Raw genomic sequence first — 14,607 nt, forward strand, 5'->3', positions numbered from 1 at the left:
CCGACGTGTCCGCCAACAGATGCGGCGGGTATCGACCTGACGAAGCGCTCAGCCAGGCATCGACACCCGCGGGCCGCCCTGCTCCGACAGCCGATCGACGAGCATCGAGTGGGCCGCCCGGGTGGCCGCGAGCACGGCGGGATCCAGCGTCGCCACGAGCACCGCCGTGCCGTCGTCGGCCCCCCGGGCCAGCACCCGCCCCTCGGGGTCGTAGATAGCCGCGCCGCCGTTGAACCGCCACGGGTCGACGCCGCCGACGGCGTTGGCGAAGACCACGAACATCGTGTTGTCCAGCGCCCGCGCGGCGTAGTAGAGATCCCGACGGTGCTCGGAGCCGGCCAGGTATCCGCTGGGGCACAGGTAGCCGTCTGCGCCGTCGAGGGCGGCGGCCCGGCCGTGCTCCGGGAAACAGCCGTCGTAGCAGATACCCAGCCCGAGCCGCCAGTCGTCGACGAGCAGCGTGGCACCCCGATCACCGGGGGTGAACAGCTCCCGTTCGTCACCCCACAGCTGCTGTTTGTCGTAACCGACCCGCACCTCGCCGGCCCGGTCGACCACCAGCGCCCCGATGGTCCGCCGGCCGTCCGGGTGCCGGACGGCCGCACCGACCAGCGCGGTGACGCCGGACTCGCGCGCGGCGACGCGCAGCGGGTCGAGCCGGGGATCCGCGACCATCCCGGCCGGATCGGCCGCGACGTCAGTGCCGGCCGGGTCGGCGGCGAGGGCCGGCGGGTGGTACGCGCAGAGGAACAGCTCCGGCAGGACGGCCACCCGGGCGCCCCGCTCACCGGCTTGGCGGACCAGGTCGGCGGCGACGACCGCGTTACCGGCGACGTCGCCCGGCGTGGGGGTGGCCTGGACGGCGGCCACTGTCAGCGGGGAACTGGGCAGGGTGCGGGGCTGGGTCACCGGGCGATGGTAATCGGCAACGTCCCAAGCCGTACGTACGGTTTGCATGGCCCGAGGTGACCTGCGACGATCGCCCTGTGCCCAGAGTAAGCCAGGACCAGCTCGACGCGCGCCGGCAGGAGATCCTCGCCGCCGCGCGGGCGTGTTTCGCCCGGCTCGGCTACGAGGGGGCGACCGTACGCCGCCTTGAGGAGGCCACCGGCCTGTCCCGCGGCGCGATCTTCCACCACTTCCGCGACAAGGACTCGCTCTTCCTGGCGGTCGCCGAGGACGACGCCGCGGCCATGGTCGAGACCGTGGCCCGCAACGGTCTGGTGCAGGTGATGCGCGACCTGCTCGCCCGCGCCGTCTCCCCGGACACCACCGGCTGGCTGGGCAGCCAACTGGAGGTCTCCCGGCGGCTGCGCACCGACCCCGCGTTCGCCCGGCGCTGGGCCGAGCGGTCCGCCGCGATCGCGGAGGCGACCCGGGACCGGCTGGCCCGCCAGCGCGACGCCGGGGTGCTGCGCGAGGACGTCCCGATCGACGTGCTGGCCCAGTTCCTGGAGCTGGCCTACGACGGTTTGGTGCTGCACCTGGCCATGGGCCGACCCGCCGGTGACCTGGGCCCGGTGCTCGACCTCGTCGAGGAGGCGGTCCGCCGGCACTGACCGCGCGGATGCCGGTTGGTCGACCGTGGCGAGGCTGCTCCACAATGGGGCCGCCGATCCCTCCGGTGACAGGAGCAGTCGATGATCGCCAATGCCGCGTCCGGTGACACCTGGGGCATCTCCGGCCCGACCTTCCTCCGGTACTACATCGCGGCGGCCATCCTGGTGGTGGCGATCGCGGCGTACCACCGGGTCCGTCTCGCAGCCGGATCGACGGCCGCCATGACCGCCGACCCACTCGGGCCGCAGCAGCTCGCGTACCTCAACGGCGGGCCTCGGCTCGCCGTACACGCCGCACTCGGCGGGCTGCGCGGCAGCGGTGCGATCGGCGTGCGACCGGACCGTCGGCTGACCACCACCGGGGCCCCGCCGGCCGGGCTCACCCCGCTGGATCAGGCCATCCACTGGGCCGCGCACCAGCACGCCCGCGCCGGCGACCTACCGCGGGACGAGCGCGTACGCGTCGCGCTACACCAGATCCGCAACGGCCTGGAGCAGCGCGGACTGCTCACCGATGACGCGCAGCGGGCTCGGGCCCGCTTCTGGGCCACGATCCTCACCACCCTGCTGGGCATCGGTGTGTTCCGGTTGGTCTCCGGCCTGTTCAACGATCACCCGGTCGGTTACCTGCTGCTGACCCTGGTTCCGCTGCTGATCATCACGCTGGTGCTGCGCCGGGCGCCCGTGGTCACCCGGGCCGGTCGCGCCGCCCTACGCTCCGTCCGCCGCGCGCACACCCACCTCGCGCCGGCTTCCGCGCCCGCCTACGCCACCTACGGAGCGGCCGGCGCGGCGATGGGCGTCGCCCTGTACGGCACCGCCTCACTCTGGGCGCTCGACCCGGGCTTCGCCGAACAGGCCGAGATTCAACGCCAGGCCGCCGCCGGCAGCGGTTGGACGGGCGGCTCCGACGGATCGTCCGGCGGCGGAGGCGACAGCTCCGGTGGAGACGGGGGCAGCTCCTGCGGCGGTGGCGGTGGCGGCTGTGGCGGAGGCGGGTGCGGCGGATGACCGGACCGACCGGGGTCGGCATCGGCTGGCGTCCGGAGATCGCCGGCTTCGTGGCCGAGCTGCCCGGGCTGCGCTTCGTCGAGGTGGTGGCCGAGGGAGTATCCGCGTCCGGACCACTCCCGTCCGGCCTGACGCAGCTGCGGGAGCGCGCGGTGACGGTAGTGCCGCATGGGGTGCGGCTCTCCCTCGGCAGCGCGGAGCCGGTCGACCCGGCCCGGGTCGCCCACCTGGCCGCGGTGGCGCAACGCCTGGACGCCCCGCTGGTCAGCGAGCACATCGCGTTCGTCCGAGCCGGTGGCTTGGAGGCCGGGCACCTGTTGCCGCTGCCGCGCAGCAGGGAAGCCGTCGACGCGGTCTGCGCCAACGTCGCGCGGGCCCAGGCCGAGCTGCCGGTGCCGATCGCGCTGGAACCGATCGCCGCGTTGGTCGACTGGCCCGACGACGAGCTGGACGAGGCGGACTTCCTCACCGAGATCCTCGACCGGACCGGGGCCCTGCTGCTGCTGGACGTGGCAAACGTGCACGCCAACGCCCGCAACCGGGGCGCCGACCCGCTGGCGTTGCTGGACCGGCTGCCGCTGGAGCGGGTCGCGTACGCCCACGTGGCCGGCGGCGCGGAGCACTGCGGTTTCTACCACGACACCCACACCGACCCGGTGCCGCCGGCGGTGCTGGAGCTGGTCGGCGCGCTCTGCGCCCGGCGGCGACCACCGGCGCTGCTGCTGGAACGCGACGGCCATTACCCGCCGGCCGCCGAACTCCGCGCCGAACTGGACGCCCTGGCCGCCGCTGCGGGCTACCCGGCCGTCACATGACCGGCGCACCCGTTCCCACTTCCCGCGCGGGGCTCGCCGAACGGCAGGCCGAACTGGTCGCCGCGCTGGTCGCCGGAGGGCCACCCCCGCCCGGGTTCGCGCCGGGCCCGCTGGCCGCCACCCGCGCGGCCCTGCTGCGCAAGCGGGCCGGCGACGTCGCCCGACACTGGCCGCTGCTCGCCGCCGGCCTCGGTGCCAGGTGGACGACGACCTTCGCCGGTTGGGCCGCCCGGCGACCCACCGCCGGGTCGCTGCGCGACGGCTGGGACCTGGCCCGCGCGCTGCACGCCGACGGTGCGCTGCCCCCGGTGGCTGCCGAGGAGCTGGCCGTCCGGGAGGCACGCCTGCGTTACGACGGGCTGCGGTCGCCGCGTCCGCGCCGGTTGCCGGCGGTGGGCCGCGCCGGCGGCGCCGTCGCGGTGCAGATCGCCGGCCGGGTACGCCTGTTGCGCCCCGCTCCACGGGTATCCACCCTTGCTGGCGACGGCGTTTCGGATGCGGCAGGATCTGCGTTATGGATCTCGGACTGACCGACCGCGTGTACGTCCTCACCGGCGCGTCCCGCGGCCTGGGTTACGCGACCGCGCAGTGCCTGGTGGCCGACGGTGCGCGGGTGGTGCTCTCGGCCCGCGACTCGGATGCCGTGGCGGCTGCCGCGAAGCAGCTGGGTGGCCCGGAGCACGCCGTCGGGCTGACCGGCGACCTGGCCGACCCGGAGACCCCGGAGCAGCTCGTCGCCGCCGCCCAGGAGCATTTCGGCCGGCTCGACGGCGCGCTGATCTCGGTCGGTGGGCCACCGCCGGGCAACGCCGCAGCGGTCACCGACGAGCAGTGGCGGCTCTCCTTCGAGACCGTCTTCCTGGGCACCATCCGCGCCGTACGCACGGTCGCCAACGCCCTGCCCGAGGGCGGCGCGATCGGGCTCGTGCTCTCCACCTCGGCGCGTGGCCCGGTGCCCGGTCTCGGCATCTCCAACGGTCTGCGGCCCGGCCTGGTCGGGGCCGCCAAGGACATCGCCGACGACTACGGCCCGCGCGGGGTCCGGGTGGTCGGCCTGTTGCCCGGCCGGATCATGACCGATCGCAACCGGGAGCTGTTCGGAGCGACCGGCGACCCGGAGCGGGCCCGCGCCGAGGCGGAGGCCGGCATCCCGCTGCGCCGCGTCGGCGACCCGGCCGAGTTCGGCCGGGTGGCCGCGTTCGTGCTCTCACCCGCCGCGAGCTACCTCACCGGGATCACCCTGCCGGTGGATGGCGGCGCGCTACGCGGGCTGTGACCCCGGAAGGGAACCGGCCGGCCCGTCCCGGAACGGTCCGGCCGACCCGGGCTGAGCTGGCGGCGGCTGCGGACCGAACCATCCCCGACGTCCTCGCGCCGGGGCTGGCGGTGCTCTTCGTCGGGATCAACCCGGGCCTGTGGTCGGCCGCGACCGGGTGGCACTTCGCCCGGCCCGGCAACCGGTTCTGGCCCGCCCTGCACCGGGGCGGGTTCACCCCCCGACTGCTGCATCCCAGCGAGCAGGACGAACTACCGGCGCTCGGGCTCGGCATCACCAACATGGCCGCCCGGGCCAGCGCCCGCGCGGACGAGCTGACCGCCAAGGAACTCCTCGACGGCGCGGCGATCCTGACTGACAAGGTGGCCCGGTACCGGCCGCGCTGGGTGGCCGTGGTGGGGGTGACCGCGTACCGGATCGGTTTTCAGCGCCCGAAGGCCACCTTCGGGCCGCAGCCGGAGTCGCTGGCCGGCGCCCGGCTGTGGGTGCTGCCCAACCCGAGCGGCCTGAACGCGCACTTCACCCCGGTCACCCTGGGCCTGGCCTTCGCCGAGCTGCGGGTGGCGACCGATCTGCCGGACCGTCAGACCGACCGTTGATCGACTCGGCTTCAAGGAAGTCGGAGTGTCAACGTGACCAGGACACCCCGACTTTCAGCAACCCGAGTCGACCGACACCGCGCAGCCGTCAGTTGGCGGCGGCGGGCGGCAGCACCTCGTCGGCGCGGTAGGTGCCCAGCGGCATGACCACCGGCTCGGGGCCGGTCGCGTCGACGAACGGGGTGGGCGAGTCGGCGACCGCGAACTGGGTGCGGTACAGCTCGGCGTAGAGCCCGCCGACCGCGACCAACTCGTCGTGCCGCCCCCGCTCGACGATCCGCCCGCCGTCCAGGACCAGGATCTGGTCTGCGTCACGCACGGTGGAGAGCCGGTGCGCGATCACCAGGGCGGTCCGCCCCGCCAGCGCCACCGACAGCGCCCGCTGCACCGCCGCCTCGCTCTCCGAATCCAGGTGGGCGGTCGCCTCGTCGAGGATCACGATCGACGGGGCCTTGAGCAGCAGCCGGGCGATCGCGATGCGCTGCTTCTCGCCGCCGGAGAACCGGTAACCGCGCTCCCCCACAGTGGTGTCCAGACCGTCGGGCAGCGACCGGACCAAATCGGCGACCTGGGCTCCGGCGAGCGCGGCCCAGATCTCGTCGTCGGTGGCGTCCGGCTTGGCGTAGCGAAGATTCTCGGCGATCGTCTCGTGGAACAGGTGCGAATCCTGGGTGACCACGCCGATCTCGTCACGCAGGGAGGCGAGCGTCGCGTCACGCACGTCCACCCCGCCGACCAGCACCTGCCCGTCGGTGACGTCGTAGATCCGGGAAATGAGCATCGACAGCGTCGACTTGCCGGCCCCGGACGGGCCGACGAGCGCGACCATCTGCCCCGGCTCGACGCTGAACGAGACGCCCTTGAGCACCGGTTCGTTGACCGTCCGGTCGAGGGTGGCGACCTCTTCCAGGGAGGCGAGGGAGATCTCGGCGGCACTCGGGTAACGGAATCGCACGTCGCGGAAGTCGACCCGGCCGGTGCCCCTGGGCACCGCCACGGCGTCGGGCTTCTCCACGATGCCCGGCTTCAGGTCGAGCACCTCGAACACCCGGTCGAAGGAGACCAGCGCGCTCATCACGTCCACCCGGACGTTTGACAGTGCGGTGAGCGGGCCGTACAGCCGGGTGAGCAGCAGCGCGAGCTTCACAACGGTGCCAGCACTGACCGCGCCGGCGACCGCCAGCCAACCACCGAGGCCATACGTGAGCGCCTGCGCCAGTGAGGCGACCAGCAACATCGCCACGAAGAAGGTGCGGGAATACATAGCCGACTGGATGCCGATGTCGCGGACCCGCTCGGCCCGGTCGGCGAACCGACGGGCCTCGATCTCGGGCTGGCCGAAGAGCTTCACCAGCAGCGCGCCGGCCACTCCGAACCGTTCGGTCATTGTCGCGTTCATCTTGGCGTCGAGGTTGTACGACTCTCGGGTGATCTCGGCCAGTCGCTTGCCGACCCGGCGAGCCGGGATGATGAACACCGGCAGCAGGATCAGCGACAGCACCGTGATCTGCCAGGACAGGATCATCATCGCACCGGCGGTGAGCACCAGTTGAATGACGTTGCTGACCACCCCGGAGAGGGTGGAGGTGAACGCCCGCTGAGCGCCGAGCACGTCGTTGTTGAGCCGGCTGACCAGGGCACCGGTCTGGGTACGGGTGAAGAACTGCAACGGCATCCGCTGCACGTGGTCGTAGACCCGGGTGCGGAGGTTGAGGATGATGCCCTCGCCGATGCGCGCGGAGTACCAGCGCTGGGCGAGGGAGAAGAGGGCGTCGGCGACAGCCAGCGCGGCGATCACCAGGGCGAGCTTGACCACGATGGAGCCGGCTTGCGGCCCCCGATCGGCGATGGCGTCGATCACCTCACCCGCCAGCAGCGGAGTCGCCACGCCGATCACTGCGGCAATCACCACTGTGACCAGGAAGATCACAATGTCGCGCCGGTACGGTTTGGCGAAGGCGATGATCCGCTTGGCGGTGCCGCGCTTGAGCTGGTGGCCGGAGACCTCGTCGCTGTTACGCATCGACCGGAGCATGCTCCACCCGGCCATGCCACCGCCGGACATCGGGTTGGACATCGCTCACCTCCGGGTTGCCGGGCAGACCGCATCCGTCAGGTCGATTCTCCCGACGAGTGTGACAACCTCAGTCGTAACCCGGATCTTCCCGTGCGGTCCTTACCTATTCTCCCCTGCCGGCGAGATCGCGCAGCCGACGGGTCTGTGCCTCCCGCTCGGCGCGCTGCTGGTCGGCGTGCGACCGCCCGGCCGCGCCGGCGAGCAACGCCTTGATCTCCACCACCGCGTCGCGGGGCCCGGAGAGCAGGCCGGCGGTCAGGTCCCGTACCGCGCCGTCCAGGTCAGCCGCCGGCACGACCAGGGTGGCCAGCCCGATCCGGTCCGCCTCGGCGGCGTCCATCCGGCGGCCGGTCGCACAGATCTCCAACGCCCGCGAATAGCCGACCAACTCGACGAGGCGTTTTGTGCCGGCCAGGTCGGGCACCAGACCGAGGGTCACCTCGGCCATCGACAGCTTCGCGTCCGCGGACAGCACCCGAAGGTCGCAGGCGAGCGCGAGCTGGAAGCCGGCGCCGATCGCATGGCCCTGCACGGCCGCGACGGAGACCAGATCCGGCCGGTGCAGCCAGGTGAAACCGGCCTGGAACTCCGCGATGCGCTCGGCGCACTCAGGCTCGGGCAACGTGGCCAACTCGGCGAACGACCCCGGGCCGGAGGCGCCCGCCACCGCGAGATCGAGGCCGGCCGAGAACGCCCGACCCTCACCGCGGACCACCACCACCCGCACGTCGCCGGGCAGGTCGCGGGAAAAGTCGCTCATCGCTCGCCACATCGCGGGCGTCTGAGCGTTGAGCACGTCGGGCCGGCACAACGTCACCGTGGCGACCGGCCCGTCGCAGGTCAGCCGAACCCCGGTCGCCTCGGCGGTCACCGGACGTCCCGGGGCGCGGCGCTGGTGAACGACGCTGAGGGGCGGGTCACGCCTTCTTGCGGCGCCGGGCACCACCGCGCTGACGCAGCTGCACCCCGGACTCGGTGAGCACTCGGTGGATGAACCCGTAGGAACGGCCGGTCGAGGCCGCCAACGCGCGGATGCTCTCCCCCGAGGTGTACCGCTTTACCAGGTCCTTGGCGAGCGTCTGACGCTCGGCTCCGACGATCCGGCGACCCTTCTCAGTGCTGGTGGCTGTGCCAGTGGCTGCCATGCTGTGTCCTCACGTCCCAGACTGTGCGGTTCGGATACGGTCCCACCTATTAGACCGCCTCGAACGATCATGCGCCAGATATCAACTCTTCGCCAACCGACACGCTATGCAATGTCAGCTTCCCGATAGAGTGATCCTGGCGATCCGGCCCGCCGCGGTGTCCGGGCGTACCACCGCTGGGAGCTGGTGGCTGCCGACGACCCGTAGCCTTCGATCGTGATCGACCTGTTGAGCGCCGCCAGCGCGGCGGCCGTGGTCTTCGCCGCCACCGACATCGACGACATCGTCCTCCTGACGCTGTTCTTCGTCGCGGCCCGCACCACCGGCCAACCGCGCACGTGGGAGATCGTCGCCGGGCAATACCTCGGCATCGGCGCGCTCGCGCTGGCCAGCGCGGTGATCGCGGGCGGCCTCCTGGTGGTGCCCGACCCGTGGACGGGGTTGCTCGGTCTGCTGCCGATCGCGCTCGGCGTACGCGCACTGCGAGGTTCGGCCGACGACGAGGCACCCGCGGTCGTCACCGGAGCGCTCGGCGTGGCCGGGGTGACGATCGCGAACGGCGCGGACAACGTCGCGGTCTACGTCCCCGTCTTCCGGGCCCTCGGTGTGGCCGACAGCGCGGTGTTCCTGCTGGTCTTCGTGCTGCTGATCGCGCTCTGGTGCGTGGCCGGAGCGTGGCTGGGCAGGCACCGGAGGGTGATCCGGCTGGTCGAACGCGCTGGCGCCTGGCTGGTGCCGACGATCTTCATCGCCATCGGGCTGGTCATCCTGGTCAGCTCCGGCGTGCTCGGCCGACTGGTCGACCTGCTCGGTTGAGAGGCCGACCAGCCGCCGTGCTGGATCAGGCCAGCTCGACCAGTTCGAGCAGGTCGTCGCTCCAGGCGTCCTCGTCGCCGTCGGGCAGCAGGATGGCCCGGTCCGGCTTGAGCGCCAGCACCGCGCCCGGGTCGTGCGTGACCAGCACGATCGCCCCCGGATAGTTGGCGATGGCGTCGAGCACCTGCTCGCGGCTGACCGGGTCGAGGTTGTTCGTCGGCTCGTCGAGCAACAGCACGTTGGCACCGGAGCAGACCAGGGTGGACAGCGCCAGCCGGGTCTTCTCGCCGCCGGAGAGCACCCCGGCCGGCTTGTTCACGTCGTCACCGGAGAAGAGGAACGCGCCGAGGATCTTGCGCAGGTCGGTGTCGGACTGCTCGACGGCGGCGGCCCGCATGTTCTCCAGCACCGTCCGCTCCACGTCCAGCGTCTCGTGCTCCTGGGCGTAGTAGCCCAGCCGCAGGCCGTGCCCCGCGTGCACCTCGCCGGTGTCCGGGGTGAGCAGCCCGCCGAGCATCCGCAGCAGGGTCGTCTTGCCGGCACCGTTGAGCCCGAGGATGGCCACCCGGGAGCCCCGGTCCACCGCCACGTTGACGTCGGTGAAGATCTCCAGCGAGCCGTACGACTTGGAGAGGCCGGTCGCGGTGAGCGGCGTCTTGCCGCACGGCGCGGGGTTGGGGAAGCGCACCTTGGCCACCCGGTCGGCGACCCGCACCTCCTCCAGGCCGGAGATCAGCTTCTCGGCACGGCGGGCCATGTTCTGCGCGGCCACGGTCTTGGTGGCCTTGGCCCGCATCTTGTCGGCCTGCGCCATCAGCGCGCCGGCCTTCTTCTCAGCGTTGGCCCGCTCCCGACGGCGACGCCGCTCGTCGGTCTCGCGCGCTTCCAGGTACGCCTTCCAGCCCAGGTTGTACACGTCGACCACGGACCGGGTGGCGTCGAGGAACCAGACCTTGTTGACCACCGACTCCAGCAGCGCGCCGTCGTGGGAGATCACGATGAGGCCGCCCTTGTGGTTGGCGAGGAAGCCGCGCAACCAGGTGATCGAGTCGGCGTCGAGGTGGTTGGTGGGCTCGTCGAGCAGCAGGATGCCGCCGCCGTTCTCGCCCGCGTCGCGGAACAGGATCCGCGCCAGCTCGATACGGCGGCGCTGACCGCCGGAGAGGGTGCCGATGGTCTGGGCGAGCGCCCGGTCCGGCAGGCCGAGGTTGGCGCAGATCCGGGCGGCCTCAGCCTCGGCCGCGTACCCGCCCAGGGCGGCGAACTGGTCCTCCAGTGCGCCGTAGCGACGGACCAGCTTCTCGCTGGCGTCCTCGGCGAGGCGTTCCTCGATCTCCTTCATCTGCGCCATCAGCACGTCCAGGCCACGGGCGGAGAGCACCCGGTCGCGGCCGGTCACCTCAAGATCGCCGGTACGCGGGTCCTGCGGGAGGTAGCCGATGGCGCTGCGCTGGTCGATCTGCCCGCCGTATGGCTGCCCCTCGCCGGCGAGCACCTTCAGGGTGGTGGTCTTGCCGGCGCCGTTGCGGCCGACCAGGCCGATCCGGTCACCGGGCTGCACGCGCAGGGTGGTGTCGGACAGCAGGATCCGGGAACCGGCACGCAGTTCCAGGCCGGTGGCAGTGATCATGTTTGCGGGCTCGCTCTCGGGGTTCGGAAGGCTGACTCGGGGCACGCGAAACGGCCGGCGGGCTCGAGGGGCCCGACGGCGCGGGGCGGTTCAGCCTTCGCAGCGCAGCACCCGACAAGTGTACCGGGCGGCGCCGCGCGGTCCGCTCGGATTACCAATCAAGATCATCGGGTACGGGAACGCCTGTCCGGACCCCATCCGGCACTCGATGGACGAAACGACACACAACAGACACTCACCGACATACGGCGATCGGGGTCAGCATGGAACTCAACGAGCGGGCCGAGCTCGACACCTCCCAGGCCAACGACCTGGGTCGGGGCGGCGGGTCGGGCGGCGGCGGCATCGGCATCCCCATCCCGGGCGGCGGCGGCCGGGGAGGCATCATCGGCATCGTGGTGGCCGTGCTGGTCGCCCTGCTCGGCGGAGGCTTCGGCCTCAACGCCATGACCAACGGCGACGAGGGCGGCCAGGCCGGGGGCGGCGATCTGGACCAGGCCTGCTCCACCGCCAACCCCGACCGGCTCGACGACGCGCGCTGCCGCAACCTGCTCTACGTCAACAGCATCCAGGCCTACTGGCAGAAGGCGTACCCGGAGGTGGGCAACGGCAACTACGAGCCGACCACCACCAACTTCTTCCAGGCCGCCGTGAACACCGGCTGCGGGCAGGCCGACTCGGGCGTCGGCCCGTTCTACTGCCCCGCCGACCGGAAGGTGTACATCGACCTGAGCTTCTACGACGAGCTGGCCACCCGGTTCGGCGCAAAGGGTGAGTTCGCCCAGCCGTACGTGCTCGCCCACGAGTACGGCCACCACATCCAGAACCTGCTCGGCACCAACGCCAAGGCCGGCCAGGGTGACCAGAGCGGCCCTCGTTCGGCGTCCGTGCGGCTGGAGTTGCAGGCCGACTGCTACGCCGGCGCCTGGGCCAAGCACGCCACCGAGAGCAAGGACAAGACCGGCCAGCAGCCGCTGTTCAAGTCGATCACCGAGACCGACATCGACCAGGCCGTCGACACCGCCGAGGCGATCGGTGACGACAGCATCCAGGAACGCTCCGGCGGGCGGGTCAACCCCGACCAGTTCACCCACGGCACGTCCGAGCAGCGCAAGCGCTGGTTCACCCAGGGTTACGACCGCGGCGACCCGAAGACCTGCGACACCTTCGGCACCGACCAGCTCTGACCTCGCCACCGGACCGTGGCGGGCCCCCTCGGCGGGCCCGCCACGATCGTTCGGAGCCATGACACCGCAGCATCAGCGGGCGTTCACGACGACTACCTACGTTCACCGGGTCCCTGCAACCCGCTGTGAAGAGGTAACGATGAAGACGACCACCAGGTGGACCCTGGCCGTCGGCGTGGCCCTGACCGCCATCCTCGGTGGCACCGCCACCGCCCAGGCCACCGGGCCGGCAACCGGGCACACCAGCGGCGGCCACTCCCGGGACACCGCGCTCGCGACCGCCTTCGGCGCCGTGGACCGCAACACCGCCTGGCAGCAGACCAGCAAGCTGAAGCTGAACTTCCCCACGTTCCACACCGAGGGCATCGCCTTCGCCGGTGACCGGATCTTCCTCTCCTCGGTCGAGATCATTGAACCGACCGTCAAATACCCCACCCCGCAGAACGGGTACGACCGCAGCCCCGGCAAGGGCATCGGCCACCTGTTCGTGATGGACCGCCAGGGCAACCTGCAGAAGGACCTCGTCCTCGGCGAGGGCGACATGTACCACCCCGGCGGCATCGACTTCGACGGAACGAACGTCTGGGTGCCGGTGGCGCAGTACCGCCCCGACAGCAGCACGATCGTCTACCGCGTCGACGCCTCCAACCTCCGGGTCCACCGGCAGTTCGAGGTCACCGACCACTTCGGCGGGGTGGTACTCGACAAGACCACCGGCCACCTCGTCGGCAACACCTGGGGATCGCGACGCTTCGCGGAGTGGAACGCATCGGGCAAACAGCTGCGTACCTGGGACAACGAGAACTTCTTCGTCGACTACCAGGACTGCCAGTACGTGCCGAACGGCAAGATGCTCTGCGGTGGCGTCACCAACCTGCCCCAGACCCCCACCGCCGGTGGCAGCACGGCCACGTACGAACTCGGTGGCCTGGCCCTGATCGACCTGCGCAGCCACAACGTGCTTCGTGAGGTGCCCTTCCAGCAGTGGTCCACCGCCGGGCACGTGGCCACCCGCAACCCGGTCAAGCTCGCCGCCGACGGCAACCGGCTCACCATGTGGGCCGCGCCGGACAACGGCGAGGAGGGCAACGGCACCGAGATTCTGACCTACCAGGCCACTGTCGCCCCGTAGCCCGCACCGCCCGTCGGCCACCCACCTGCCGTGCACGGGAGAGGATTGCCGACGGGCGGGCCCCGGTCAGGCGAGCCGCGAAACCTGGTAGTGCCCGATGAGCCAGTCGTCGTCGACCCGCCGCAGCAGTACGCCGAGGTTGACCGTCAGGGCCGGCCGGTCAGTGAAGCCGAACTCCACCTCCAGGTAGCCGAGGACCAGGTCGTCGGCGAGACGGCGGATCTCCCGAATGTCGTACGCGGCGGTCAGGCCGAGCGGCTGGGCGGCGTAGTAGGCGGCGACACCGGCCCGACCGACGGTGTACGGCTGCAACCCCTGAAAGATCGCATCGTCCGTGAAACAGGCGGCGACCCGATCGGGCTCGTGGGCGTCGACAGCCGACTTCCACAGGTCGAGGACCGTACGCAGAATCTGCGCTTCGGACATGACGGTCTCCCCGCTACGCGCATGCCGGCGACGTCGTCGCCCGATGTTCCGGACGGCACCGCCGTCACCAGGTCAACCAGAAACTCCACGCGTCCATCCTCCGGCCGCCAGCCGGGCGGCACGCCCGGGAACCCCCGTTTTGGGTGGCGGCCATCTCCCCGCCGACGCCGGGAACCGCCGAGCTCAGTCGGGGTCGCGTACCAGAATCCGAACCGCACGGGCCGCGCCCACCGCCGCGACCAGCACCGCGTGCCGCGGCTCCGGCACGTCGAGCAACCGCTCCGCCCGCAACGGCACGAGCGGCGCCAACCGCCGGTCGGCCAACACCCCGTCCACCGCCCGCCGGTCACCACCGCAGACCAGCGCGGCGAGCGCCGCCGCCTCCGGCAACAGCAGCCGTACGGCCAGGTCCGCCGCGTCACCCAGCGCAGCCTTCGCCTGGTTGTCGCGCCGACGGGCGAACCGGTGCTGCGACCATCCCCCCGCGGCGGTGCGCCCCTGCACATACCGGGTGTCCACCTTGGAGGCCACGAGTTCGGTGCCCTCGGCCACCCCGATCGCCACCGCGCCCTTACGGGCCAGCAGCAGACCGATCCGGCGGGGCGTGACGGCGGAGGCCACGAACCCGGCCACATCCACGCCGGCCGGCGCACCCGGTGGGGCGTACAGCTCGGCGGTCGCCCCGTCCGGGGCGGCGAGCAGCAGGCCGTACTCCCGTGCGCTGGTGGTGGGCGGGCCGTGCCGGTCGGCGAAGCCCTCGACCCAGCGGCCGACGCGGGCCGGATCGACCTCGACCCACCGGCCTCCGCCGGCTGCGGGTCGACTGGTCACCGCCCGACCGTACGGCACCGCGAGCCCGACCGGACCCCCGGGCCGCACGCGAGCCAGGCGGCCCGGCCCGGCGCGGGCCAGCGCGGCCCGGCCCGAGCCGCGC

Annotated in this window: 16 protein-coding genes; 9 read left to right on the forward strand and 7 right to left on the reverse strand. The window is 72.0% G+C overall.

What is annotated here, in order from left to right:
* Positions 1-48: 48 nt before the first annotated feature.
* The gene (locus tag DLJ59_RS20915; RefSeq protein WP_244236146.1) at positions 49-909 is read right to left on the reverse strand and encodes a carbon-nitrogen hydrolase family protein; all 861 of its coding nucleotides are present in this window, start codon (positions 907-909) and stop codon (positions 49-51) included.
* 77 nt (positions 910-986) lie between these two features.
* Here DLJ59_RS20915 and DLJ59_RS20920 point away from each other — a divergent pair, with 77 nt between their 5' ends.
* The 6 genes from DLJ59_RS20920 (at position 987) to mug (ending at position 5,260) form a co-directional block, all read left to right on the forward strand.
* Positions 987-1,559, forward strand: coding sequence for a TetR/AcrR family transcriptional regulator (locus tag DLJ59_RS20920; RefSeq protein ID WP_091403732.1), 573 nt, complete (start codon positions 987-989; stop codon positions 1,557-1,559).
* 81 nt (positions 1,560-1,640) lie between these two features.
* The gene (locus DLJ59_RS20925) at positions 1,641-2,570 is read left to right on the forward strand and encodes a TIGR04222 domain-containing membrane protein (protein WP_124774324.1); all 930 of its coding nucleotides are present in this window, start codon (positions 1,641-1,643) and stop codon (positions 2,568-2,570) included.
* Positions 2,567-3,385 carry an MbnB/TglH/ChrH family RiPP precursor modification enzyme gene (locus DLJ59_RS20930; protein WP_124774325.1) on the forward strand — a complete coding sequence of 273 codons (819 nt, stop codon included), beginning with the start codon at positions 2,567-2,569 and terminating at the stop codon, positions 3,383-3,385. Before DLJ59_RS20925 ends, DLJ59_RS20930 begins: the two co-directional genes overlap by 4 nt.
* Entirely contained in the window at positions 3,382-3,915 is a 534-nt protein-coding gene (locus DLJ59_RS20935) for an SCO6045 C-terminal-like domain-containing protein (protein ID WP_244236147.1), read from the forward strand. The genes DLJ59_RS20930 and DLJ59_RS20935 overlap by 4 nt, the downstream gene beginning before the upstream one ends.
* Complete coding sequence (locus DLJ59_RS20940; RefSeq protein WP_124774326.1) at positions 3,900-4,661, forward strand: SDR family oxidoreductase; 762 nt, start codon at positions 3,900-3,902, stop codon at positions 4,659-4,661. The genes DLJ59_RS20935 and DLJ59_RS20940 overlap by 16 nt, the downstream gene beginning before the upstream one ends.
* Entirely contained in the window at positions 4,658-5,260 is a 603-nt protein-coding gene (gene mug / locus DLJ59_RS20945; RefSeq protein WP_124774327.1) for a G/U mismatch-specific DNA glycosylase, read from the forward strand. Before DLJ59_RS20940 ends, mug begins: the two co-directional genes overlap by 4 nt.
* Positions 5,261-5,348: 88 nt before the next feature.
* Here the strand turns inward: mug and DLJ59_RS20950 are convergent, their stop codons facing one another.
* From DLJ59_RS20950 to DLJ59_RS20960, 3 genes are all read right to left on the reverse strand, one after another.
* Positions 5,349-7,325, reverse strand: coding sequence for an ABC transporter ATP-binding protein (locus DLJ59_RS20950; RefSeq protein WP_208648781.1), 1,977 nt, complete (start codon positions 7,323-7,325; stop codon positions 5,349-5,351).
* 115 nt (positions 7,326-7,440) lie between these two features.
* Positions 7,441-8,208 (reverse strand): enoyl-CoA hydratase/isomerase family protein, encoded by a 768-nt coding sequence (locus DLJ59_RS20955; protein WP_124774329.1) that lies wholly within the window; start codon positions 8,206-8,208, stop codon positions 7,441-7,443.
* A gap of 46 nt (positions 8,209-8,254) precedes the next feature.
* Positions 8,255-8,482, reverse strand: coding sequence for a helix-turn-helix domain-containing protein (locus tag DLJ59_RS20960; protein WP_007462679.1), 228 nt, complete (start codon positions 8,480-8,482; stop codon positions 8,255-8,257).
* A 216-nt stretch (positions 8,483-8,698) separates the two neighbouring features.
* Here DLJ59_RS20960 and DLJ59_RS20965 point away from each other — a divergent pair, with 216 nt between their 5' ends.
* Positions 8,699-9,298, forward strand: coding sequence for a cadmium resistance transporter (locus tag DLJ59_RS20965; RefSeq protein ID WP_124774330.1), 600 nt, complete (start codon positions 8,699-8,701; stop codon positions 9,296-9,298).
* Positions 9,299-9,323: 25 nt separating this feature from the next.
* On the opposite strand, the gene DLJ59_RS20970 is transcribed toward DLJ59_RS20965, so the two are convergent.
* Positions 9,324-10,928: an ABC-F family ATP-binding cassette domain-containing protein gene (locus tag DLJ59_RS20970; RefSeq protein ID WP_124774331.1), complete on the reverse strand. Its 1,605-nt coding sequence runs from the start codon at positions 10,926-10,928 to the stop codon at positions 9,324-9,326.
* 263 nt (positions 10,929-11,191) lie between these two features.
* Here DLJ59_RS20970 and ypfJ point away from each other — a divergent pair, with 263 nt between their 5' ends.
* Together ypfJ and DLJ59_RS20980 are read left to right on the forward strand one after the other, a co-directional pair.
* Positions 11,192-12,115 carry a KPN_02809 family neutral zinc metallopeptidase gene (ypfJ, locus tag DLJ59_RS20975; protein ID WP_124774332.1) on the forward strand — a complete coding sequence of 308 codons (924 nt, stop codon included), beginning with the start codon at positions 11,192-11,194 and terminating at the stop codon, positions 12,113-12,115.
* A 139-nt stretch (positions 12,116-12,254) separates the two neighbouring features.
* On the forward strand, positions 12,255-13,247 hold the full coding sequence (locus tag DLJ59_RS20980; RefSeq protein ID WP_124774333.1) for a DUF6454 family protein: 993 nt from the start codon (positions 12,255-12,257) through the stop codon (positions 13,245-13,247).
* A gap of 66 nt (positions 13,248-13,313) precedes the next feature.
* Here the strand turns inward: DLJ59_RS20980 and DLJ59_RS20985 are convergent, their stop codons facing one another.
* Together DLJ59_RS20985 and DLJ59_RS20990 are read right to left on the reverse strand one after the other, a co-directional pair.
* On the reverse strand, positions 13,314-13,673 hold the full coding sequence (locus DLJ59_RS20985) for a YybH family protein (protein ID WP_124774334.1): 360 nt from the start codon (positions 13,671-13,673) through the stop codon (positions 13,314-13,316).
* Positions 13,674-13,856: 183 nt separating this feature from the next.
* Positions 13,857-14,504 (reverse strand): acVLRF1 family peptidyl-tRNA hydrolase, encoded by a 648-nt coding sequence (locus tag DLJ59_RS20990; RefSeq protein WP_124774335.1) that lies wholly within the window; start codon positions 14,502-14,504, stop codon positions 13,857-13,859.
* Between the last annotated feature and the right edge of the window lie 103 nt (positions 14,505-14,607).

Source organism: Micromonospora inaquosa (genome assembly GCF_003857055.1).
Taxonomy (GTDB): Bacteria; Actinomycetota; Actinomycetes; order Mycobacteriales; family Micromonosporaceae; genus Micromonospora; species Micromonospora inaquosa.